Origin of the sequence: Nonomuraea soli (assembly GCF_013761175.1) — a bacterium.
GTDB classification, from domain to species: domain Bacteria; phylum Actinomycetota; class Actinomycetes; order Streptosporangiales; family Streptosporangiaceae; genus Nonomuraea; species Nonomuraea soli.
Genome location: NZ_JACDUR010000004.1, coordinates 599,870 through 622,473, shown reverse-complemented (window position 1 = coordinate 622,473; position 22,604 = coordinate 599,870). Strand labels below are relative to the sequence as shown.

General features: G+C 68.7%; 22 protein-coding genes. 14 read left to right on the top strand and 8 right to left on the bottom strand.

What is annotated here, in order from left to right; genetic code table 11:
* Positions 1 to 15: 15 nt before the first annotated feature.
* From icmF to HNR30_RS21310, 3 genes are all read right to left on the bottom strand, one after another.
* The gene (gene icmF / locus HNR30_RS21320) at positions 16 to 3,243 is read right to left on the bottom strand and encodes a fused isobutyryl-CoA mutase/GTPase IcmF (RefSeq protein WP_181611657.1); all 3,228 of its coding nucleotides are present in this window, start codon (positions 3,241 to 3,243) and stop codon (positions 16 to 18) included.
* 52 nt (positions 3,244 to 3,295) lie between these two features.
* The gene (locus tag HNR30_RS21315) at positions 3,296 to 4,075 is read right to left on the bottom strand and encodes a CHAP domain-containing protein (protein WP_281389734.1); all 780 of its coding nucleotides are present in this window, start codon (positions 4,073 to 4,075) and stop codon (positions 3,296 to 3,298) included.
* A gap of 62 nt (positions 4,076 to 4,137) precedes the next feature.
* Complete coding sequence (locus tag HNR30_RS21310) at positions 4,138 to 4,908, bottom strand: PP2C family protein-serine/threonine phosphatase (protein ID WP_181611656.1); 771 nt, start codon at positions 4,906 to 4,908, stop codon at positions 4,138 to 4,140.
* Between the two features lie 54 nt (positions 4,909 to 4,962).
* Between HNR30_RS21310 and HNR30_RS21305 the strand changes: the two genes are divergently transcribed.
* The 10 genes from HNR30_RS21305 (at position 4,963) to HNR30_RS21260 (ending at position 16,853) form a co-directional block, all read left to right on the top strand.
* A complete protein-coding gene (locus tag HNR30_RS21305) occupies positions 4,963 to 6,705 on the top strand; it encodes an N-6 DNA methylase (protein WP_181611655.1) in 1,743 nt (580 codons plus the stop codon).
* Positions 6,706 to 6,743: 38 nt separating this feature from the next.
* Positions 6,744 to 7,670 carry a serine/threonine-protein kinase gene (locus HNR30_RS21300; protein ID WP_181611654.1) on the top strand — a complete coding sequence of 309 codons (927 nt, stop codon included), beginning with the start codon at positions 6,744 to 6,746 and terminating at the stop codon, positions 7,668 to 7,670.
* Between the two features lie 196 nt (positions 7,671 to 7,866).
* Complete coding sequence (locus HNR30_RS21295; RefSeq protein WP_181611653.1) at positions 7,867 to 9,177, top strand: ABC transporter substrate-binding protein; 1,311 nt, start codon at positions 7,867 to 7,869, stop codon at positions 9,175 to 9,177.
* 84 nt (positions 9,178 to 9,261) lie between these two features.
* A complete protein-coding gene (locus HNR30_RS21290) occupies positions 9,262 to 10,239 on the top strand; it encodes a carbohydrate ABC transporter permease (RefSeq protein WP_181611652.1) in 978 nt (325 codons plus the stop codon).
* Positions 10,236 to 11,048, top strand: coding sequence for a carbohydrate ABC transporter permease (locus HNR30_RS21285; RefSeq protein WP_181611651.1), 813 nt, complete (start codon positions 10,236 to 10,238; stop codon positions 11,046 to 11,048). The genes HNR30_RS21290 and HNR30_RS21285 overlap by 4 nt, the downstream gene beginning before the upstream one ends.
* The gene (locus HNR30_RS21280; protein WP_181611650.1) at positions 11,045 to 12,448 is read left to right on the top strand and encodes a GH1 family beta-glucosidase; all 1,404 of its coding nucleotides are present in this window, start codon (positions 11,045 to 11,047) and stop codon (positions 12,446 to 12,448) included. The genes HNR30_RS21285 and HNR30_RS21280 overlap by 4 nt, the downstream gene beginning before the upstream one ends.
* 194 nt (positions 12,449 to 12,642) lie before the next feature.
* Positions 12,643 to 13,989: an ABC transporter substrate-binding protein gene (locus tag HNR30_RS21275; RefSeq protein WP_181611649.1), complete on the top strand. Its 1,347-nt coding sequence runs from the start codon at positions 12,643 to 12,645 to the stop codon at positions 13,987 to 13,989.
* A gap of 4 nt (positions 13,990 to 13,993) precedes the next feature.
* Positions 13,994 to 14,953, top strand: a complete 960-nt coding sequence (locus tag HNR30_RS21270) for a carbohydrate ABC transporter permease (protein ID WP_181611648.1) — start codon at positions 13,994 to 13,996, stop codon at positions 14,951 to 14,953.
* Complete coding sequence (locus tag HNR30_RS21265; protein WP_181611647.1) at positions 14,950 to 15,861, top strand: carbohydrate ABC transporter permease; 912 nt, start codon at positions 14,950 to 14,952, stop codon at positions 15,859 to 15,861. Before HNR30_RS21270 ends, HNR30_RS21265 begins: the two co-directional genes overlap by 4 nt.
* Positions 15,858 to 16,853 carry a LacI family DNA-binding transcriptional regulator gene (locus HNR30_RS21260; RefSeq protein WP_181611646.1) on the top strand — a complete coding sequence of 332 codons (996 nt, stop codon included), beginning with the start codon at positions 15,858 to 15,860 and terminating at the stop codon, positions 16,851 to 16,853. The genes HNR30_RS21265 and HNR30_RS21260 overlap by 4 nt, the downstream gene beginning before the upstream one ends.
* 76 nt (positions 16,854 to 16,929) lie before the next feature.
* Here HNR30_RS21260 and HNR30_RS21255 read toward each other — a convergent pair whose 3' ends face one another.
* The 3 genes from HNR30_RS21255 to HNR30_RS21245 all read right to left on the bottom strand — a co-directional run bounded on the left by HNR30_RS21255 (position 16,930) and on the right by HNR30_RS21245 (position 18,680).
* Positions 16,930 to 17,502: an SMI1/KNR4 family protein gene (locus HNR30_RS21255; protein ID WP_181611645.1), complete on the bottom strand. Its 573-nt coding sequence runs from the start codon at positions 17,500 to 17,502 to the stop codon at positions 16,930 to 16,932.
* Between the two features lie 21 nt (positions 17,503 to 17,523).
* Positions 17,524 to 17,841 carry a hypothetical protein gene (locus tag HNR30_RS21250; RefSeq protein ID WP_181611644.1) on the bottom strand — a complete coding sequence of 106 codons (318 nt, stop codon included), beginning with the start codon at positions 17,839 to 17,841 and terminating at the stop codon, positions 17,524 to 17,526.
* A 62-nt stretch (positions 17,842 to 17,903) separates the two neighbouring features.
* Positions 17,904 to 18,680: an NPCBM/NEW2 domain-containing protein gene (locus HNR30_RS21245; protein WP_181611643.1), complete on the bottom strand. Its 777-nt coding sequence runs from the start codon at positions 18,678 to 18,680 to the stop codon at positions 17,904 to 17,906.
* Between the two features lie 217 nt (positions 18,681 to 18,897).
* Here HNR30_RS21245 and HNR30_RS21240 point away from each other — a divergent pair, with 217 nt between their 5' ends.
* A complete protein-coding gene (locus HNR30_RS21240; protein ID WP_181611642.1) occupies positions 18,898 to 19,254 on the top strand; it encodes a VOC family protein in 357 nt (118 codons plus the stop codon).
* Between the two features lie 3 nt (positions 19,255 to 19,257).
* Here HNR30_RS21240 and HNR30_RS21235 read toward each other — a convergent pair whose 3' ends face one another.
* Positions 19,258 to 19,620, bottom strand: coding sequence for a MerR family transcriptional regulator (locus tag HNR30_RS21235; RefSeq protein ID WP_181611641.1), 363 nt, complete (start codon positions 19,618 to 19,620; stop codon positions 19,258 to 19,260).
* Positions 19,621 to 19,672: 52 nt separating this feature from the next.
* Here HNR30_RS21235 and HNR30_RS21230 point away from each other — a divergent pair, with 52 nt between their 5' ends.
* Genes HNR30_RS21230 through HNR30_RS21220 form a run of 3 tightly spaced genes read left to right on the top strand, consistent with a single transcriptional unit; the run spans position 19,673 to position 21,570 of the window.
* Positions 19,673 to 20,542 (top strand): NAD(P)-dependent oxidoreductase, encoded by an 870-nt coding sequence (locus HNR30_RS21230; protein ID WP_181611640.1) that lies wholly within the window; start codon positions 19,673 to 19,675, stop codon positions 20,540 to 20,542.
* Positions 20,539 to 20,970, top strand: coding sequence for a PPOX class F420-dependent oxidoreductase (locus HNR30_RS21225; RefSeq protein WP_181611639.1), 432 nt, complete (start codon positions 20,539 to 20,541; stop codon positions 20,968 to 20,970). The genes HNR30_RS21230 and HNR30_RS21225 overlap by 4 nt, the downstream gene beginning before the upstream one ends.
* An 18-nt stretch (positions 20,971 to 20,988) precedes the next feature.
* Positions 20,989 to 21,570 (top strand): GNAT family N-acetyltransferase, encoded by a 582-nt coding sequence (locus tag HNR30_RS21220; protein WP_181611638.1) that lies wholly within the window; start codon positions 20,989 to 20,991, stop codon positions 21,568 to 21,570.
* Here HNR30_RS21220 and HNR30_RS21215 read toward each other — a convergent pair.
* Complete coding sequence (locus tag HNR30_RS21215; protein WP_181611637.1) at positions 21,506 to 22,546, bottom strand: SAM-dependent methyltransferase; 1,041 nt, start codon at positions 22,544 to 22,546, stop codon at positions 21,506 to 21,508. The genes HNR30_RS21220 and HNR30_RS21215 overlap by 65 nt on opposite strands.
* Positions 22,547 to 22,604 lie beyond the last annotated feature (58 nt).

Here is a 22,604-nt window from a genome sequence, read left to right as displayed (position 1 = left end):
GGATACCCTGCCGCCTCAGACGTTACGCCGGTATTGTCCGCCCGCCTCGAACAGCGCGTCGGTGATCTGCCCCAGCGAGCAGACCCTGGCCACGTCCATCAGCACCTCGAAGGCGTTCCCGTCGGACATCGCCGCCTCCCGCAGCCGCCGCAGCGCCTGCGGGGCCTCGGCGCGGTTGCGCTCGTGGAAGGCCTCCAGCCGCCGCAGCTGCGACTGCTTCTCCTCCTCCGTGCCGCGCGCCAGCTCCAGCTTCTTCTGCGGCGCCTCGTCGGGGCCGCGGAAGGTGTTCACGCCGATGATCGGCAACGAGCCGTCGTGCTTGCGCGTCTCGTAGAGCATCGACTCGTCCTGGATCTTGCCGCGCTGGTAGCCGGTCTCCATCGCGCCCAGCACGCCGCCCCGGTCCGACAGCCGCTCGAACTCCTTCAGCACCGCCTCCTCGACCAGGTCGGTGAGCTCGTCGATGACGAAGGCGCCCTGGAGCGGGTTCTCGTTGCGCGCCAGGCCCCACTCGCGGTTGATGATCAGCTGGATCGCCATGGCCCGCCGTACCGACTCGGCGCTCGGGGTCGTCACCGCCTCGTCGTAGGCGTTGGTGTGCAGGCTGTTGCAGTTGTCGTAGATCGCGATCAGGGCCTGGAGAGTGGTCCTGATGTCGTTGAAGTTCATCTCCTGGGCGTGCAGCGACCGGCCGCTGGTCTGGATGTGGTACTTCAGCTTCTGCGACCGCTCGCCCGCGCCGTACCTCTCGCGCATCGCGACGGCCCAGATACGCCTGGCCACCCGGCCCAGCACGCTGTATTCGGGGTCCATGCCGTTGGAGAAGAAGAACGACAGGTTCGGCGCGAAGTCGTCGACCTTCATCTGCCTGGCCAGGTAGGCCTCGACGTAGGTGAAGCCGTTGGCCAGCGTGAAGGCCAGCTGGCTGATGGGGTTGGCCCCGGCCTCGGCGATGTGGTAGCCGGAGATCGAGACGGAGTAGAAGTTGCGCACCCGCTGCCTGACGAACCACTCCTGGATGTCGGCCATCATGCGCAGGCTGAACTCCGTGGAGAAGATGCAGGTGTTCTGGCCCTGGTCCTCCTTCAGGATGTCGGCCTGGACCGTGCCCCGCACGGTGGCGAGGGTCCTGGCCCTCAGCTCCTGGTGCTCCTCGGCGGACGGCTCGCGGCCGTGCTCGGCGGCGAAGCGCTCGACCGCCTGGTCGATCGCGGCGTTGAGGTAGAACGCCAGGATCGTCGGGGCGGGACCGTTGATCGTCATCGACACCGACGTGTTCGGAGCGCTCAGGTCGAAGCCGTCGTAGAGCACCTTCATGTCGTCGAGCGTGGCGATGGAGACGCCCGAGGTGCCGACCTTGCCGTAGATGTCGGGCCGCAGCGCCGGGTCGTTGCCGTACAGCGTCACCGAGTCGAAGGCGGTCGAGAGGCGCGTGGCCGGCTGGCCCTCCGACAGGAGCTTGAAACGGCGGTTGGTGCGGAACGGGTCGCCCTCGCCCGCGAACATGCGGGTGGGGTCCTCGTCGTCGCGCTTGAAGGGGAAGACGCCCGCGGTGAAGGGGAAACGCCCGGGAAGGTTCTCACGCCGCAGGAAGCTCAGCAGCTCGCCGTGGTCCTGGTACCGGGGGACGGCGACGCGCGGGATGCGGTTGCCGCTCAGCGTCTCGCGCCACAGCGGGGTGTGGATCTCCTTGTCGCGCACCTTCACGACCAGCTCGTCGGCCGTGTACTGCTCGCGCAGGCTCGGCCACTCCTCCAGCAGGCCCCTGCTCTCCTCGCTCAGCTCGTCCTCGGCCCGGTGCAGGAGCTCGTCGAGCTGGCCCTCGGGCGCGTCGAGGAGGGCGCGGACGGCGGTCAGTTGCTGGCGGCGGCGGGCGATCTCGACCTGGCGCTCGGTCTCGGCGTGGTATTCGCGGACCGTCTCGGCGATCTCGGCCAGATAGCGCACCCGCTTGGGCGGGACGATCGCGGCGGCCGTCTGCGAGGTGCGGCCGGAGACCTTCGGCAGCAGGCCGGGACCCGAGGTCAGGCCCTTGTCGGTGAGCAGGCCGCGCAGGTGCTGGTAGAGCGCGGTGACGCCGGCGTCGTTGTAGCGGGCGGCGATGGTGCCGAAGACGGGCATGTCGTCGGGTGAGACGCCGAAGGCGGCCCGGTTGCGCACGAGCTGGCGGCGCACGTCGCGCAGGGCGTCCTCGGCCCCCCGGCGCTCGTACTTGTTGATGACCACGGCCTCGGCGAAGTCGAGCATGTCGATCTTCTCCAGCTGGGAGGCCGCGCCGAACTCGGGCGTCATGACGTAGATCGGGACGTCGACGTGCGGCACGATCCCGGCGTCGCCCTGGCCGATGCCGGGGGTCTCGACGATGATCAGGTCGTAGCCGGCGGCCCGGCAGGCGGCGATCACGTCGTCGAGATGGGCCGGCACCTCGGCCGCGGCCCCCCTGGTGGCCAGGGAACGGAAGTAGGTCTGCGCGCCGAGGGCGTTCATGCGGATGCGGTCGCCGAGCAGCGCGCCGCCGCCCTTGCGGCGGGTGGGGTCGATGGCGATGACGGCGATGCGCAGCTTGTCGTCGTGGTCGAGGCGGAAGCGGCGCAGCAGTTCGTCGGTGAGGGAGGACTTGCCCGAGCCGCCGGTGCCGGTGATACCGAGGATGGGAGCCAGGTGGCGGGGGGTCTCATCGTGGGCGGCCCCGGTTCCGGCCGCGCGGATGCCCGCCAGGAGCTCCTGCGGCGCGCGCCCCGACTCGATGAGCGTGATCGCCCGCGCCAGCGCCGGCTGGTCGCCCGAGAGCACGGCCTCCACCGAGGGTGCCTCACCCAGCTCCTGGTCGCACTCGGCGATCAGCTGGTTGATCATCCCTGGCAGCCCCAGCTTCTGCCCGTCCTCGGGCGAGAAGATCCGGGTCACGCCGTAGCCCTGCAGGTCGGCGATCTCGTCGGGCACGATGACCCCGCCGCCTCCGCCGTACACCTTGACGTGCCCGGCCCCGCGCTCGCGCAGCAGGTCGACGAGGTACTTGAAGAACTCGACGTGCCCGCCCTGGTAGGAGCTGATCGCCACACCCTGCACGTCCTCCTGGATGGCGGCGGTGACGATCTCGTCGACGGATCGGTTGTGGCCGAGGTGCACGACCTCGGCGCCTTGGGTCTGGAGGATGCGCCGCATGATGTTGATCGCGGCGTCGTGGCCGTCGAACAAAGCCGCTGCGGTCACGAACCGTACGGGGTGGGCCGGTACGTGCACGTCCTGTCACTCCTTCGTGAGGTGCCAAGACGAAAGATACTAGGACGTCCTACTATTTCCCAGCTCCGGCCTTCTCACGCTTCGAATAGGGGTGCAATCGAACCGGCTGCGGGGCCTCGCGGGCCAGGAGCCGGTGGGTGCCGCGGCGGCGTCCGGTGAGGTGGAGCGCTCCAACCACGATGCTCAGCACCATGCCCAGCAGGATGGTGATCGGGATGATCGGGCCGTCGAAGGGGCGGTCGTCGGGTTCCTCGCGCTCGGCCAGGACCGTCACGGTCTCGGGCTTGCCCTGCATCGGCTCCGGGGTGACCTTCAGCGCGGACTGCACCTTGCTCGGTAAGCCGTATCCGACGATCTTGTCGCCCGTGCGGACCTTGCGCTTGAGCCAGACGCGGTCGACGTTGGCCTCGATGGTGTGGATCTTCTTGCCGTCGACGCGTTCGACGATGCCCACGTGGTCGATGCCCTTGTAGCTCTTGCCGCCGCTCCAGTCGAAGAAGACCAGGGCTCCCGGCTCGGGTGTCGCCGACCACGCGCCGTGCTTGATGAACCAGGCGGCATGAGACGGGGTCCAGGCGAACTGGCCCACGAAGTCCTCGACGCCTGCCTTCTCCGCCGCCCAGGCGAGGAACATGTCACACCAGGGCGCGTTGCGGTACTGGGAGTCGTTGAGCCGATCCGCGTACCACTCACCGTATTTCGTGTACTGGCCGCCCTTCTCCCGATAGCCGAGTTCAGGGCGTACCGCTTCCAGGAGATCTTCACCGATCGGATCCAGGACGACTCCTCCACAGAGAACGAGGCGGCTACCGATGGACTGTAATTGCCGCATCGGCGGACCGCGCCGGACATCCGCAAGTTGTCAACCTATGAGGTGAAATAGCACTCCAGAGGTTAGGCCCCCGCCCCTACGCGGTAGACCATCTCATCCCCTTCACCGGGGCTGACCACATCGGCGACGACCACGGTGACGTTGTCGGGCGAACCTCCCTCGTTCGCCAGATCGATCAACCGCTGGACGGCGGCGGCCGGGTCTGCCAGCGTGGTCAGCACCTCGTGCAGGGTCTCGGGACCGAGCACGTTGGTGAGGCCGTCGGAACACAGGAGGTAACGATCGCCGAGCTGGGCTTCGCGCAGCGCCATGTCGGGATCCGCCCTGCCCTCGCTGCCGAGCACGCGGAGCACCATCGAGCGGCGTGGGTGCACCGCGGCCTGATCCTCGGTGATCCGCCCCTCGTCGACCATCGACTGGACCAGCGTGTGATCCTTGGTCATCTGGTAGAGCGCGCCGTCGCGCAGCAGGTAGCCGCGCGAGTCGCCGAGGTGCGCCAGCGAGAAGGCGTACCCGTCCCACAACATGGCGGTCACGGTCGTTCCCATGCCCCTGCGGGCCGGGTCGATCTCCGCCAGCTCGACCAGGCGGCGCCCCGCCTCGGCCACCGCGCCCTCCAGCGCGGCCTCCAGGTCGGCGCCGGTCTCGGGCAGCTTCGTGTCGAGCTCGCGCATCACCGCGATCGCGGCCGAGCTGGCCAGCTCACCCGCCGCGTGTCCACCCATGCCATCCGCCACCGCGAGCAGGCGCGCGCTCGCGTAGCCCGCGTCCTCGTTCTGCTCTCTGCGGCGGCCGACGTCTGATCCCGCGGCATAGCGGATGTTGTGCTTCATAGACACCAGTAAATCATTGGTTGAAAGACTTCACAAGCGTGCTACCGTACTTCCATGAGCCACGACCCGACCGTCAACGCCGGCGACATCGCCCGGCTCGCCGGCGTCGGGCGGGCCGCGGTCAGCAACTGGCGTCGTCGTCATGACGATTTTCCCCAGCCCGTCGACGGCACGACCAGCCAGCCCCTCTTCTCGCTGCGCCAGGTGGAGGCGTGGCTACGCCGCTACGGCAAGTCCTACCAGGTATCGACCGCTGATCGGGTGTGGCAACGCCTGAAAGCGGCAGGAGATTTGCGTCTGGCCGAACTGGTCGCGCAGACCGGCGCCCTGCTGACCGGTGAAGATCACTCTCTGGAGCCGGACGTGGCCGCGCTCGTCACCGAAATGGCCGCCGAGCTGGGGCCGGGCGCCGCCTACGAGCTGCTCTGCGAGCGTTACCTGGAGGCGCACTCGCGCCAGCTGTCGGTCACGCGCGGCGACCTGGCCGCGCTGATGGTGCGGCTGGCCGGCGCCACGACGGGCACGGTGCTCGACCCCGCCTGCGGGGTGGGCACGCTCCTGCTGGCGGCCTCGCCGTCCCGGGCGCTCGGACAGGAGCTCAGCGAGCCGTCGGCCGCGATCACCGCCGCGCGCCTCGCGCTGGCCGGCACCCCGGCGCGCGTCGTGGCGGGCGACTCGCTGCGCCACGACGCTTTCCCCGGCGAGCAGGCCGACGCGGTCGTGTGCGAGCCGCCGTTCGGCGAGCGGTCCTGGGGCCACGAGGAGCTGACCGCCGACACCCGCTGGGAGTACGGCCTGCCGCCGCGCGGCGAGCCGGAGCTGGCCTGGGTGCAGCACTGCCTGGCCCGCGTCAGGCCGGGCGGCTCGGTCGCCATCGTCATGCCCCCCGCCGCGGCCGGCCGCAAGGCCGGGCGCCGCATCCGGGCCAACCTGCTGCGCGCTGGAGCGATCCGGGCCGTGGTCAACGTGGGCGCCTCCGATCTGTGGATCCTGCGCAGGCCCCTGCCCGGGGAACGCCCGCCGTCGGAAGTCGCCCTGGTCGAGGCGGGCCCCGACCTGGCGCAGGTGAGCCTCGGCGGTCCCGGGGTGCGCATCATCGACCTGCTGACCGACGACGTCGACCTGACGCCCGCGCTCCACCAGCGCCGCGACGACCTGGGCAGGCTCTTCGCCGAGACCCGCGAACGTTTCCTGGCCGTCGCCGCCTCGCCTCCCGACCTCAAGGTGCTCGACCAGCCGGCCGGGCATCCCGCCACGACCGTCGGCGACCTGGCCAGGGCGGGGCTGCTCACGATCCTGCAGGCGCCCGCCCGCATGGTGCTCGACGGCGGCGAGGTGCCCGTGCTCACCGGCGACGACATGCTCCACGGGGCCGCGCCCTCGGGACGGGCCGACGCCGGCCAGGAGCTGGTCATGGTCGAGCCGGGCGACGTCGTGGCCTCCTACTCCAGCGTCAGGGTCGTCGGCTTCTCCGGGGTGGCGCTGGGCCCGCACCTGACGCTCTACCGGGCCGACCCCGAGCGGCTCGACCCCGACTTCCTCGCCGGCTTCCTGCGGGCGGCCGGATCCAGCAGGCCCACCGCGGGATCCAGCAGGTTCGACGCCCGCCGCACCCGGCTGCCGCGCCTCCCGCTGGCCGATCAGCGCGAGTACGGCAGGTCGTTCCGCTCCCTGGTCCTGCTGGAGGCCACCCTGCGCGAGAGCGCCGCGCTCGGCCAGTCGTTGATCCGGCTGGGTTTCGAGGGTCTGGCCGACGGGCATCTGCTCCCTTCTCCGGAAAGCCCTGCCACGCCGTAAAGGTGTAGCTTTTTCCGGTAGGACAGGGAGGGGGGTTCATGGTCATCGGCGACCGTTACGTTCTCGACGACCTCCCTCTCGGCCAGGGTGGCATGGGCGCCGTCTACGCGGGCCACGACCTGCATCTCGACCGGCAGGTGGCGGTCAAGCTGCTGCGCTTCACCAGCGTCCCCGACGAGGAGCTCGAACGCCGCTTCATCCGTGAGGCGCGCATCCTGGCGAGGCTGGAGCATCCGGGCGCCCCCGTCCTGTACGACTTCGGCACCCACGAGCAGCGGCTCTTCCAGGTGATGCAGTTCATCCAGGGTGTCACCGTGGGCGACGTGGTCAGCGAGCACGGCCCGCTGCCGGTGCCCTGGGCGGCGGCCATCGCCGCCCAGTCCTGCGCGGTCCTGTCGGCCGCCCACGCCCTGTCGATCTGCCACCGCGACCTGAAGCCCACCAACCTCATGCTCTGCCCCGACGGCAGCGTCAAGGTGCTCGACTTCGGCCTGGCGATGCTCCGCGAGGCCGACGTCGCCCAGTTCACCCGCATCGGCCAGATCCTCGGCACTCCGGCCTACATGGCTCCCGAGCAGATCCAGCGGGGCGTCTCCGACGCCCGCAGCGACCTGTACTCCCTGGGCTGCGTGCTGCACGAGATGCTCACCGGGCAGCCGCTGTTCACCGGCCCCACCGATTACGCGGTCTTCGAGAAGCAGGTCAAGGAGCCGGCTCCCGCCATCGCGGGCCTGCCGCCCAAGCTGGGCAGGGTCCTGGCGGCCCTGCTGGAGAAGCGCCCGGAGGACCGGCCCTCCGACGTCAACGAGCTCTACTCCTTGCTGCAGCCCTTCGCGGTGGACCTGCCGATGCTTCCCGGCTTCCTCACGACGGAGCCGAGCCCCGGGCGCATGTACGCCCGGGTGCTGGGTCAGGTGTTGTCGGGCGGCGACGGGGTCAGGACCCGCTCGGCCACCCGCGGCTGAGACCTTCCGCCAGAAACTTCGGAGAGCGCTCCCTTCCTTTTGCGCTGCTACCTGCAAAGACGCCAAATGATCGAGAGAGCGTTCTCTCGTATCACAGATTGTTACGTTTCCGGGCGTTGACGGCCAGGTTAAGCCTGCGTCACCCTCTGAGGGAGCGCTCTCTTCATGATCATTTAGCAACCCAGGGATGGTTTCCATGGCCAGTCCGTACTCCACGGCCCGGCGGGCTGTCGCCGCGTCGCTGCTGGTCCTCGGCCTCGCCGCCTGCGGCGGTGGCACCACGGGCACCAGCACGGGCACCGGTTCGACGGCGGACCCCGCCAAGCCCGCGGAGAAGATCACCCTCACCATCGGCCTGTTCGGTGACTTCGGCTTCAAGCCGCTGTACGAGGAGTTCAAGAAGACCCACCCCAACGTGGAGATCGTCGAGCGCGTCACGCAGTTCAACGACCACCACAACAACCTGATCAAGCGCCTGGCCACCAACGCGGGCGCGGCCGACGTCGAGGCCGTCGAGGTGGGCTACATCAGCACCTTCACCTCCCAGCCCGCCAAGTTCCACAACCTCAAGGAGTTCGGGCTCGACAAGCGCCAGGCCGACTACCTCGAGTGGAAGTGGGCGCAGGGCGTCAGCAAGGACGGCTCCACCATCATGGGCCTGGGCACCGACGTCGGCGGCCTGGCCATGTGCTACCGCAAGGACCTGTTCGAGAAGGCCGGCCTGCCCACCAACCGCGACGAGGTCGCGGCCCTGTGGCCGACCTGGGAGCAGTACATCGAGACGGGCAAGAAGTTCTCCGCCGCCAACGTGGCGGGAGCCAAGTTCGTCGACTCCCCCGGTGAGATCTTCCGCGCCATGGTCAACCAGGCCCCGACCGGCCTGTACGACGCCAACGACACCATCATCGTCGACAGCAACCCCGACGTGAAGAAGGCCTGGGACCTGTCCAACGCCATCTCCCAGAACAACCTGAGCGCCAAGCTCGCCGCCTTCTCGCCGCCGTGGAACACCGGCTTCGCCAAGGGCTCGTTCGCCACGATCATCTGCCCGGCCTGGATGACCGGCTTCATCCAGGAGCAGGCCAAGGACGCCACCGGCAAGTGGGACATCGCCACGGTGCCCGGCGGCTCCGGCAACAGCGGCGGCTCGCACCTGATGCTGCCCAAGATGGGCAAGCACCCGAAGGAGGCCGCCGAGCTGATCGACTTCCTGACCTCCAAGGAGAACCAGGCCAAGGTCTTCAAGGAGGAGGGCACCTTCCCCTCGATCCCGGCGCTCTACGACGACCCGTCGATCCAGTCGTTCACCAAGCCGTTCTTCGGTGACGCCCCGATCGGCAAGATCTACTCCGACGCCGCCAAGGCGCTCAAGCCGCAGCACCTCGGCCCGAAGGAGGCCGACGTGCGCACCGCCATCGGCAACGGCCTCGGCCGCGTGGAGCAGGGCAAGCAGTCCCCTGACGAGTCCTGGGCCCAGGTGCTCGAGGACGTCAAGAAGATCAAGTAGCTCGGGGGTGCGGCGCGGGACCGGCGCAGAGCCGGGCCCGCGCCGCGATTCCATGCCCGCGAATCCACCTCTGAAGGAGTAACGATGACCACGCGCGCGCCCGAGGTCATGAGGGCGGTGAAATCGGAACCGGGGCGGCACCGTCCCAAGGGACGCCTGTCCCACTCACTCGACATGAAGGCATCGCCGTACGCCTATGTCGCCCCCTTCTTCCTGCTGTTCTGCGCCTTCGGCCTGTTCCCGCTCATTTACACGGCCTGGGTCAGCCTGCACGAGTGGACGCTGACCTCCGACGAGCACACCTTCATCGGCCTGGACAACTTCTCCACGCTGTTCGGCGACGACTACTTCTGGAACGCCACCTTCAACACCCTCTCGATCGGCATCATCTCCACGGTGCCGCAGCTGGTGCTGGCGATCTGGCTGGCGCACCTGCTGAACAGGCCGCTGAAGGCGCAGACGTTCTTCCGCATCACGATGCTGGTCCCGAACGTCACCAGCGTGGTCGCCGTCGTGGTCATCTTCAGCCAGCTGTTCGGCCGCGACTACGGCGTGATCAACTGGGTGATCGGCCTGGTGGGGGTGGAGCCGATCGCGTGGCACGAGGGTACGGCCAGCAGCCATGTGGCCATCTCGGTGATGATCATGTGGCGGTGGACCGGGTACAACGCGCTGATCTTCCTGGCCGCGATGCAGGCCGTGCCGAAGGAGCTCTACGAGGCCGCCACGATCGACGGCGCCTCCAGCTTCAAGCAGCTCCGCAAGATCACCATTCCGATGATCAAGCCGACCATCATCTTCGTGGTCATCGTCTCCACGATCGGCGCGATGCAGATCATGGCCGAGCCCCTGCTGTTCGGCCAGACCAGCGGCGGCGGCGTGGCGAGCGGCGGGCCCGACCGGCAGTTCCAGACGCTCTCGCTCTACGTCTACGAGGTCGGCTTCACCAGCTTCGACTTCGGCTACGCCTCGGCCGCCTCCTGGGTGATGTTCCTGTTCGTCCTGATCGCTGCCGGGATCAACTACCTGCTCACCCGCCGGATGGGAGGGGCGCTGAAATGAGCCGCAAGGGTTTCGCCTACCTGTGCCTGACGGCGGTGGCGTTCTTCTCCGCCTTCCCGCTGTACTACAGCATCGTGGTGGCCAGCCGTCACAACTCGGCGCTGGCCGAGGTGCCGCCGCCGCTGCTGCCCGGCGGCAACTTCTTCGAGAACGTCTCCCGCGTCTTCGACACCGTGCCGTTCTGGCTGGCGCTGGCCAACTCCGTCATCGTGGCCGGCGGGATCGCGCTGTCGGTGATGTTCCTGTCGACCCTGGCCGGGTTCGCCTTCGCCAAGCTACGGTTCAGGGGCAGGAACGCCATGCTTCTGATCACGGTGGGCACCATGATGGTCCCTGCTCAGCTCGGCATCATCCCTCTCTACATGCTCATGGTGAAGATCGAGTGGACCGGGTCGCTCTACGCGCTCATCGTGCCCTCGCTCGTCAACGCCTTCGGCGTCTTCTTCATGACGCAGTTCCTGTCCCGCGCGCTGCCGACCGAGCTGCTCGAAGCCGGCCGGGTCGACGGCGCCACCACCTGGGGCCTGTTCTGGCACGTGGTGATCCCGACGGCGCGGCCCGCGGCCGCGGTGCTCGGCATGCTCACGTTCATGACGGCCTGGAACGACTACTTCTGGCCGCTGGTGGTCCTGACCCCGGAGAACCCGACGGTCCAGGTCGCCCTGTCCACGCTGGCCAGCGGCTACACCAACGACTACGTGCTCGGGCTGGCCGGGACCGCGGTGGGAACCCTGCCGCTGGTCCTGATCTTCACACTGCTCGGCAAGCAGATCATCGGAGGAATCATGCAAGGAGCCGTCAAGGGATGACGATCACGACCATGGCAGCTCGGGGGACCGTGGTCTTCCCTGAGAACTTCATCTGGGGCGCCGCGACGGCGTCCTACCAGATCGAGGGAGCGGTCAAGGAGGAGGGCCGCGGCCAGTCCATCTGGGACACCTTCTCGCACACGCCCGGCAAGGTCTTCGAGGGCCACACCGGTGACGTGGCCTGCGACCACTATCACCGCTACCGCGACGATGTGGCGCTGATGAAGGAGCTGAACCTCGGCGCCTACCGGTTCTCCGTGGCCTGGCCCCGGGTGCAGCCCGACGGCCAGGGCGCGGTCAACCCGGCGGGGCTGGCTTTCTACGACAGGCTTGTTGACGAACTGCTTGAGCATGAGATTGACCCGTATGTGACGCTCTACCACTGGGACCTGCCGCAGGCCCTGGAGGACCGGGGCGGGTGGACCGACCGCGACACCGCCTACCGGTTCGCCGACTACGCGCGCGCCGTGTACGACAAGCTCGGTGACCGGGTGCGCAACTGGGCCACGCTCAACGAGCCGTGGGTCAGCGCCTTCCTCGGCTACGGCAACGGCGTGCACGCGCCGGGCCGTACCGCCGCCTCCGACTCCTTCAGGGCGAGCCACCACCTGCTGCTCGCCCACGGCCTGGCCGCGCAGGCACTGCGCGCCCAGGGCGCCGAGCAGATCATGCTGGTGGTCAACGCCTCGCCGGTCATGACACCCGCACAGGTGCACGACCCGGCCGCCGAGGCCTCCGAGGCCGACGCCGAGGCCGTGCGCAGGATCGACGCCCTCCTGCAGGGCCAGTTCCTGGAGCCGGCGCTGCGCGGCCGCTACCCGGAGGAGGTGCTGCGGGCCCGCTCGGCGGAGGGCGGCCTGGACCACATCCTGGACGGCGACCTGGAGACCATCAACCAGCCGATCGACCTGATCGGGATCAACTACTACAACCCGACCGTGGTCGAGGCCGGGCCCGGCATCCCCGCCGACGCCGCCTGGCCGGGCTCGCAGGACGTGCGCTTCAGCCCCGCCGACGCGCCGACCACCGCGATGGGCTGGCCCATCGTGCCGAGCGGGCTGTCGAGGCTGCTGGTACGGCTCTCGCAGGACTATCCCGAGGTCGGCCTGATGATCACCGAGAACGGCGCGGCGTTCGACGACGTCGTGGTCGACGGCCGCGTGCACGACCCGGGCAGGCAGTCGTACCTGGAGGGCCACCTGGGGGCGGTGCACAACGCCATCCAGCAGGGGGCCGACGTGCGCGGCTATCTGGTGTGGTCGCTGCTCGACAACTTCGAGTGGGCCTTCGGCTACGACAAGCGCTTCGGCATCGTGCACGTCGACTACGAGTCGCTGGTGCGCACGCCGAAGGACAGCGCCCTCTGGTACAAGCAGGTCATCGGCGCCAACGGCTGGTGAGCAGGGGCGGGGTGGCCGCGCGGCCACCCCGCTCGGGGTCGTGGAACGGGTCACCTATGATCTGCCGAGGCGATTGTTATCCGTATGAGATCGCTGTGGAACGGCGAACGCTCTCCGTAATCATCCTGGTATTGACTTTGTTACACCGGTTTAACAGCTTAGAGAGCGCTCCCACTTCACTGGAGGCTCACCCCATGTCTCGTCGCCCGCTGCTGGTTGGATCCATAGGCCTCGCCCTCCTTGCCTCGGCCTGTGGAACCAGTCAGGAACAAACCCCCCAGGCCACCGGCGGCGCTCCCGCGCCCGTCTCGGCCGAGTGCCAGCCGTTCGCCAAGTACGGCAAGTTCGAAGGCACCAAGATCTCCATCTACTCGCCGATCCGCGACAAGGAAGCCGAGCTCTTCGAGCAGACCTGGAAGCAGTTCTCCGAGTGCACAGGAGTCCAGGTCACCTACGAGGGCACCGGCGAGTTCGAGGCGCAGATCCAGGTGCGCGTCGACGGCGGCAACCCGCCCGACCTGGCCTTCTTCCCGCAGCCCGGCCTCCTGGCCCGCTTCGCCAAGGCCGGCAAGCTCAAGCCCGCCTCCCCCGAGGTGACCGCGGCGACCGACCAGAACTGGTCGGCCGACTGGAAGAAGTACGGCACCGTTGACGGCACCTTCTACGCCGCCCCGCTGGGCGCCAGCGTGAAGTCGTTCGTCTGGTACTCACCCAAGATGTTCGCCGAGAACGGGTGGAAGATCCCCACCACCTGGGCCGAGCTGATGACCCTCACCGACACCATCGCCGCAAAGGGCATCAAGCCCTGGTGCGCGGGCATCGAATCGGGCGACGCCACCGGCTGGCCGGCCACCGACTGGATCGAGGACATCATCCTGCGCGACGTCGGGCCCGAGGGCTACGACCAGTGGGTCGACCACACGCTGAAGTTCAACGACCCGAAGGTCGTCTCGGCGGTCGACAAGGTCGGCGCGATCCTCAAGAACGACAAGTACGTCAACGGCGGATACGGACCGGTCAAGTCCATCTCCTCCACCGCCTTCCAGGAGGGCGGCGTCCCGATCACCACCGGCAAGTGCGGCCTGCACCGCCAGGCCTCGTTCTACGCCAACTTCTGGCCCGAGGGCACCAAGGTGGCCGAGGACGGCGACGTCTTCGCCTTCTACCTGCCGGGTAACGACACTTCCTCCAAGCCGGTGCTCGGCGCCGGCGAGTTCGTCGCGGCCTTCACCGACAAGCCCGAGGTCAAGGCCATGCAGCTGTACTTGACCAGCCCTGACTTCGCCAACGCCCGCATGAAGCTGGCCACGTACGTCTCGGCCAACAAGGGCGTCGACATCTCCCTGGCCCAGAACCCGATCGACAAGCTGTCGATGGAGATCCTGCGCGACCCGGCCACGGTCTTCCGCTTCGACGGATCCGACCTGATGCCGGCCGCCGTGGGCGCGGGCACCTTCTGGAAGGAGATGACCGCCTGGATCAACGGCAAGAGCACCCAGGAGGCGCTCGACGCCATCGACAAGTCCTGGCCCACCAACTGATCATATGGATCTCGATTTCGACTTCGGCGCCGAGCAGCCCAAGCTTGTCATGCTGCTGCTCGGCGTCGTCGCCTTCCTCGCCGTGGTCGGCCTGATCATCCTGGTGCTCGACCGCACGTCGCGGTTCACCGCGACGATCATGCTGGCCCCGGCCCTCATCCTGATGACCATCGGCCTCCTGGTCCCGACCATCAGGACCGCGCTGCTGTCCTTCATGAGCGGCGACTCCCAGCGTTTCGTCGGGCTCGACAACTACGTGTGGATGTTCACCCAGCCCGAGGCCCTGCTGACGTTGCGCAACACGCTCATCTGGCTGGTGCTGACCCCGCTCCTGGTCACCTCGATCGGCCTGGTCTACGCGGTGCTCGTCGACCGCACCCGCTTCGAGCGGCTGGCCAAGGCGCTGGTCTTCCTGCCCATGGCGATCTCCTTCGTCGGCGCGGGCATCATCTGGAAGTTCGTCTACGCCTACCGCCCCGAGGAGGCCGACCAGATCGGCCTGCTCAACCAGATCGTCGTCTGGCTCGGCGGAGAGCCCCGCCAGTGGCTGCTGGAAGCGCCGTACAACACGTTCTTCCTGATCCTGGTCCTGGTCTGGATCCAGGCGGGCTTCGCCACCGTCGTGCTCTCAGCGGCGATCAAGGGCATCCCCGCCGAGATCGTCGAGGCCGCCAGGCTCGACGGCGCGGGACCGTTCTCCATGTTCTTCCGCGTCACGCTGCCCTCCATCAGGAACGCCGTGATCGTCGTCGGTGTCACCCAGGCCATCGGCACCCTGAAGCTCTTCGACATCGTCAGGACCATGACCAACGGCAACTTCGACACCAGCGTCATCGCGGTCGACATGTACAACAACGCCTTCCGCTTCGGCGAGACAGGCAAGGGCGCCGCACTGGCGGTCTTCCTGTTCGTGCTGGTCATGCCGATCGTCTGGTACCAGCGAAAGGTGCAGAAGGCCCGATGAACGCTGCCTCTCGCGTGCGGAGCAAGCTCGCCACCCGTACGGCCTCGCTGATCGCGCTGATCATCGCGCTGCTGTGGACCACACCCACCTTCGGCCTGCTGCTGTCATCGTTCCGTCCAGAGGACGAGATCAAGTCGACCGGCTGGTGGACCTTCTTCGGCACGCCGAACCTGACCCTGGAGAACTACCAGGAGGTGCTCTTCGGCTCCTCCTCGTCCTCGGGGCAGCTGTTCCGCTTCCTGATCAACTCCATCGTCATCACCGTGCCCTCGGTGCTCTTCCCCCTGGCCTTCGCCGCCCTAGCGGCCTACGCGCTGGCCTGGCTGAAGTTCCCCGGGCGCGACTGGATCTACCTCGGCATCTTCGCCCTGCAGATCGTGCCGCTGCAGATGGCCCTGGTCCCGCTGCTGTCGTTCTTCTCCCAGGGCGTCACGGTCTTCGGGGTCACGCTGCTGCCCGCCTGGGAACTGGGCGAGATGCAACCATTCGTCCAGGTCTGGTTCGCCCACACCTGCTTCGCCCTGTCCTTCGCCATCTTCCTGCTCCACAACTTCATGGCCGAACTGCCCGGCGACCTCATCGAGGCCGCCCGCGTCGACGGCGCCACCCACGGCCAGATCATCCGGCGCATCATCCTGCCCCTCGTCGCACCCGCCCTCGCCACCTTCGCGATCTTCCAGTTCCTCTGGGTCTGGAACGACCTGCTCGTCGGCCTCATCTTCGCGGGCGGCACCGCCGAATCCGCGCCGATGACCGTACGGCTCGCGCAGATGGCCGGCACCCGCGGCGACGAATGGCAGCGGCTGACCGCAGGAGCCTTCGTCTCTGTCATCATTCCTCTCGTGGTGTTCCTCTCAATGCAGCGATACTTCGTCCGCGGCCTGCTCGCCGGCGGGATCAAGGGATGAAGCGTCCGACCCTGGAGGCGGTGGCGGCGCGAGCGGGCGTCTCCCGCGCCACCGTCTCCCGAGTCGTCAACGGCCAGACCACCGTCGCACCCCACATCCGCGACGTCGTGCTCCGTGCCATCGACGAGCTCGGCTACGTGCCCAACTCCGCCGCCCGCAGCCTCGTCACCCAGCGCACCGACTCCGTCGCCCTCGTGGTGTCGGAACCCCCCACCCGCGTCTTCTCCGACGACCCCCTGTTCGCCACCGTCATCCGCTCGGCCTCCCTGGAGCTGGAGGCGGCCGACAAGCAGGTCGTCCTCATGCTGGCCTCCACGGCCAAGTCACACGCCCGCGTGGAGCGCTACATCGCCAGCGGCCACGTCGACGGCGTCATGCTCATCTCCATGCACGGCGCCGACCCGCTGCCCTCGGCCATCGCCCGCATGCGCGTCCCCGTCGTGTCGTACGGCAGGCCCGCCGTACCCATCGACATCCCCTTCGTCGACAACGACAACGTCGGCGGCGCCGAGAAGGCGGTGCGCCACCTCCTCGACAGCGGGCGCACGCGCATCGCGACCATCGCGGGACCGCTCGACATGATCGCCGGCCAGGACCGGCTCGCCGGCTACCGCAACGTCCTGCGCGACTCCGACCGCCGCTCCATCGTCGCCGTCGGCGACTTCACCCGCGAGTCGGGCGCCATCGCCATGCGCCAGCTCCTGCGCGACGACCCGTCGCTCGACGCCGTGTTCGTCGCCAACGACCTGATGGCCGTGGGCGCCCTGCAGGCGCTCCGCCAGGCGGGACGCAGCGTGCCGGGCGATGTGGCGCTGGTCGGGTTCGACGACATCGAGGCGGCCAAGTACACCGACCCGCCGCTCACCACCATGCGGCACCCGGTCGCCGACCAGGCGTCGGCGATGGTGCAGCTACTGCTCGGCCTCTTCCAGGGCGGGCCGTCGGACCCGGTCATCCTTCCCACGGAACTGGTCATCCGCGACTCCGCCTGACAGCAGGGGCCCCGTTGGGGCTGCCGCCTGGGACCCCGCATGGCCGCCATTGCCGACCGGGTTGGGCGGCGATCTCTCACTGACCGTCGAAGGGGTCCCAGATGACCCCGTCGAGGTGCCCGTTCTCATGGATAACGGGACACCGGAGCGTGCCCTTGTTGGCCTTGATGAGAAAGTCGACGAATCCGCCGTCATGCCGCCAGATGGACATCGCGTCTTCATCGGTGACCCAGACGACCCACTCGTCCGGCTCCCCGGTCATCTCCCAGAGGCAGACGTGCCCGAACTGCGTCGACCCCCAAGGAGCCAGTCCTCCCTGCCGGGGATAGACGTCGAACAATCGCTCCCCAAGGACGTTGTTCGAGTCGTCCACGATTTCCATGGGTTCGCCGTAGCCGGAGATCGGGTCCAGCGGCTCGAGGAACTCCATCCAGCCCTCACGAGGGGTGCTTGCGGAGGTCCCGCCCAAGTTGGCCACCAGGAGCCCCAGAGACAGATCGAAGGCGACGGTCCCGTAGTGGTCGAGGAATTCCTTGTAGTCGGCCGGGAGCGGAGTGTTCAGGTTCTCCTCGACCGCGGGCCAGTTCGCCGGAACCGGCCGCCTGAGGGGAGGTCCGATGATGGCTCGTAGTTCAGCAAGGGTTGCCACTGGTATCCAGGGCCTCGTCGCTCAACGCGGCCGGCTGAGCGCCGCCTCGGCCAGGTCCGTCCACCTGTCCACCGACGAGTGGGGCACCGCTACCCAGTCCTTGACGACCTTCCCCTGCCCCATCGGGTCGAACAACGACGCCCCCGGCAGGTCGAGCGCGGCCGCGTGCTCCGGCGTATCCCTCACCAGCCGGAACACCATCGCCCCGTCCCGCTGCAGGCTCGCGAACACCTTGCCCGCCCGGTCCTTGAGCGCGGGCCGCCCCATCATCCTGGAGACCCTCACCCCCAGGTCGGCCAGTTCGTCGCCGACCTGCTTGAAGTCCTCTTCCGCGGCCATCGTCAACCGCCCCCCTTCCACCGGCGAACGATCAGCCTAGTGGTCGTGGAAACGCCCCGGTATCAGGGGACGAGGATCGCGTTGCCCCAGATGATGTCGCCGTCCCTGCTGATGGACGAGCAGCTCACGTACTCCGACGGGTCGACCAGGAGGCGCAGTTGCCGGGCACCGGCGATGGGGATGTTGAGCCGTTCCTGCCCGTCGGCGTAGATCGTTCCAGAGTCGACCTCGAAGCCGCCGACAAAGATCCGATAGGACAGGCTTTCGACCCTTCTGCTGCTCGAATCGTCCAAGCCGATGATGGCCTGAAAGGACGAGTAGGAAGGATCGAAAGTGAAGTCCACCCATTTGCCCCGCCCGGTCGCGGAGAATTGCTCGCTCATGCATCCCGCGTCCACTCTCACGCTCTTCTCGTAGGCGATGCCGTTGAGGTCGAACTCTCCGAGTGAACTCACGTTGTCCGACGACTCGGCGCTTTCTCCCAGGTCGGCCAGGAACATCGCCCCTTCGGGCTTGTCGGTGCTCGAACTGACGGTGTACACCGAGGGCGACGGGCTGGCCGGGAGGGAGGCGCCGGCGGTCGGCGAGGGCGAGCTGGTCGCGGGCTTGGCGGCGGGGGGTTTGGCCCGGCCGGAGACGAGGCCGGCGGCCGCGAGAGACGTGACGACGAGGGCGACGGCGATGCTCGCGATGCCGAGCACCCTGTACAACCGCGACGTGCCGTCCCAGAACTTCTGTAGCAGATAGATGCATATGACCAGAAAGAGCAACCCGACGACGAGCCGGGCCTCGGCCGTCCATACCGCGAGTATCTGGCCGAGCCCGATCAGAATGGTCACCGTCAGGGCCGCGGTCGTCTGGTCTGCCCCTGGCGGTCGCGGTGGAGAATCTGACACTCGGCGCATCCTTCGGGAGACAACGGACTGGCACTCCATGCCCCCATCCGGATCTTAGGTGGCTTTTTCGGCAACTGAATTGCCCTGTCCAGATCCGGCCACCGGATTTGGGGTTCATTCCGGACGGAAAACGTCCGTCACCCCGCCTAGTGTGCTCCCCATGGCTATCGCATCCTTCCCGACCACCGTCCTCGACTGCCCCGACGCCGAGGCGCTGGCCGCCTTCTACGCCGGGATGCTCGGCTGGAAGGTCGAGACCTCGCCCGGCTGGGCCGACATCAAGGCCGACTACGGCGCCTGCATCTCCTTCCAGCAGGTCGACGGCTACACCCCGCCGGAGTGGCCCGCCCAGGAGGTGCCGCAGCAGATGCACCTCGACCTGATGGTCGACGACCTCGACACGGCCGAGGCGGCGGTGCTGGAGCTGGGGGCCACCAAGCACGAACACCAGCCGGGCACGACCTTCCGGGTCTTCCTCGACCCGGCGGGGCATCCGTTCTGCCTGTGCGTCGAGTAGGGCTCAGACCGCCACCCGTTCCTCCGTGGCGGCGATGAAGTCGCTGAGCGCCTGCCGCGACTGCACGAGCGTGCCGATGTGCTCGTCCAGCCCGCTCATCCGCGTCCTGAGCAGCTCCAGCAGCTCCTCACACGCGTACAGCTCCGGCTCGGGGCCGGTGGCGCAGGGCAGGATGTACGCGATCTCCTGCGTCGAGAGCCCGGCCGCGAGCAGGCGCCTGATCTGGGTGACGGTCAGCACCGCGTCCTCGCCGTACTCCCGGTACCCGTTGCCGCCGCGGCGAGGTTCGAGCAGCCCTTGCGCCTCGTAGTAGCGCAGCTGGTGGGTGTGGACTCTGGTGCGGCGGCTCAGCTCCCCGATCAGCATGATCGCTCCCCTGCTTGACCTTCATACCGGTATCAACGTTTTTGATACTGCCATGCAGATCTCCGTAATCGGCCTGGGCCTCATGGGCCAGGCACTCGCCGGCGCGTTCCTGACCGCCGGGCATGAGACGACCGTGTGGAACCGTACGGCGAGCAAGGCCGAGCCCCTCGTCGCCCAGGGCGCGAAGGCCGCCGGATCGGTGGCGGAGGCGGTCGCGGCGAGCGAGCTCGTCGTCCTGTGCGTGACCGACTACGCGGCGGCGCGCGAGTTGCTCGACCCGCTGGAGCTGACGGGACGGGCGGTGGTGAACCTGACGTCGGGGACGGCCGAGCAGGCCAGGAGCACCGCCGAGTGGGCGGCGTCGCGTGGGGCCGCCTACCTGGACGGCGCGATCATGGCGATCCCGCAGGCCATCGCCACCGACGAGGCCGTCGTGCTGTACAGCGGGCCGGGCGAGGTGTTCGACCGCCACCAGGCCGCCCTGAGCGCCTTGGGCGGGCAGAGCCTCCACCTCGGCGAGGACCACGGGCTCGCCTCGCTCTACGACGTGGCCCTGCTGGGCGTGATGTGGAGCGTCCTGAACGGTTTCCTGCACGGCGCCGCGATGCTGACCGCGGCGGGCGTGGAGGCCTCGGCGTTCGCGTCGCTCGCGGGGCCGACCATCGGGACCGTCGCCGGGTGGCTTCCCGGCTACGCCGAGCAGATCGACAAGAAGGACTTCACGGCGACCGACGCGACCATCGCCACGCACCTGGCCGCGATGGACCACCTCGTGGAGGAGAGCGAGGTCCTCGGGGTCGACCCAGGTCTGCCGGGGTCCGTCAGGGAAATCGCGAGGCGGGCGGTCGCGGCCGGTCGGGAGGGCGAGAGTTACGCTGCCCTGATCGATCAGTTCCGCACACCATCGGGAGCACGATCATGACTGAACACTCGTTTGACCCGCTCGCGCTGCTCGCCCGCAGCCGCCTGGGCATCCTGGCGACGATCAAGTCGGACGGGCGGCCCCAGCTGTCGCCGGTCACGCCCTACTACGACCCGGAGTCCGGCATCGTGCACGTGTCGATGACGGAGGGCCGGGCCAAGACGGCCAACCTGCGCCGCGACCCGCGCGCCACCCTCACCGTGACCAGCTCCGACGGGTGGGAGTGGGCGACCGTCGAAGGCGTGGCCACCCTCACGGGCCCGGGTTCCGATCCGCGGGGGCCGGAGGTGGAGGCGCTGGTCGACTATTACCGCAAGGCCGCGGGCGAGCATCCGGACTGGGAGGAGTACCGCGAGGTCATGGTCTCGGACCGGCGGGTGCTCATGACGATGAAGGTCGAGCACGCCTACGGAGCCAGGATCCGCTGACCGGCGATCATGGGAAGCATGACTTCGGCATGGGTGGGCGAGCGGGTGCGGTTGCGGGGCGCGGAACCCGGCGACTGGGAGGCGTTCGCCGCCTTCGACAGCTTCTCCGACGATCAGCGCAACGGCTGGCTGGTCACCCCGCCGCGCTCGGCCGAGCGTGCGCGGGCGTGGGCCAGGGAACTGGCTGAGCAGGATCCGGACTTCGACGAGTTCCGGCTGGTCATCGCCGATGTGCGTGACGACGCACCGGTCGGCATGATCAACACGCATCACGCCGACCGCCTGCACGGCACGTTCTCGTACGGCGTCGCTGTCGGCAACCCGCACCAGCGCAGGGGCTACGCGAGCGAGGCCGTCGCCCTGCTCCTGCGCTACATGTTCGGCGAGCGGCGCTTCCAGAAGTGCGACATCGAGGTCTACGCCTCGAACGAGGGCTCGCTGGAGCTTCACGGCGCGCTGGGATTCGTCACCGAGGGCCGCCGAAGGCGCAGCCGGTACGCGGCGGGCCGCTACGAGGACGTGGTGTTGCTGGGGATCACGGCCGAGGAGTTCCGGGCGGCAGATCGGCGATCAGGAGCCGGTGGGCCGGCGACCGGGTGAGGTCGGCGACGCCCGGCTCCGTCAGGCCGCACTCCCGCGCCCAGGCCGCCAGGTCGGCGAGGGTGTGCAGGGTTCCGCCCTGGGTGTGGTGCAGGTTGAGCGCGAACAGGCGGCTGAACGCGCCGGTCACCGGGTCGGCCGCGCGGTCGGGGTCGCGTTCCAGGATGATCAGGCGGCCGCCGGGGCGCAACGTCCCGGCGGCGGCGGCCACCAGGGCGCGGGCCCGGGCGGCCGGGAAGCCGTGCAGGAGGTTGAAGAGCAGGACGCAGTCCTGGTCCCGGTACGGCAGTGCGGCCGTGAGGTCGCGGCCGTCGAAGGTGACACGCTCGTCGAGCCCGGCCTGCTTGGCGGCGGACATCCCCGCATCCAGGGCGGCGGGCAGGTCGGCGACGGTGGCGTGCAGGCGGGGGTGGGCGGCGCAGTAGGCGAGGCTGTAGCGGGCATGGCCGCCGCCGAGGTCGAGCAGCCGCGTGGCGCCGGGTGGCGGGGGCGCCAGGGTGACGATCTCGGTGCTGAGCCAGTCGGCCTGGCCGTACAGGATGGTCTCGAAGCGGGAGCGGGCCTCGGGGCGGTCGCCGAGCCAGGTGTAGAAGTCGGCGCCGCGGCCGCCGCCGCGGATCGACTCGGTCAGGCCGCTCCACAGCTCGCCGGTCACCTCGTGCCAGAACAGCAGGCTGTCGCCGTACCAGTCCAGGGTTCCGGCGAGCGGCGTGAGCCGGTAGCGGGGGCCTTCGCGGGCGAGGTAGCCGGTCGCGACCAGCACGTCGAGCAGGACGGTGAGGGCGGCGGGGTCGGCGTCGAGGGTGCGCGCGAGGGTGGGCGCGTCGGCCGGGGCGCCCAGGGCGGCGAAGACGCCCAGGCGCAGCGCCGCGGCGACGGCGTGCACGGTCATGGCGCCGATCACGTCGAGGTGCGCGCCGGGCGCGCGTCCGTCGAGGTACGGCGCGGCGTCGTCGGGGGTCAGGTGCAGGGGCATGGCGTCGTGCGCTCTCGAGATTCGGGGGTCAGGTGCAGGGGCATGGCGTCGTGCGCTC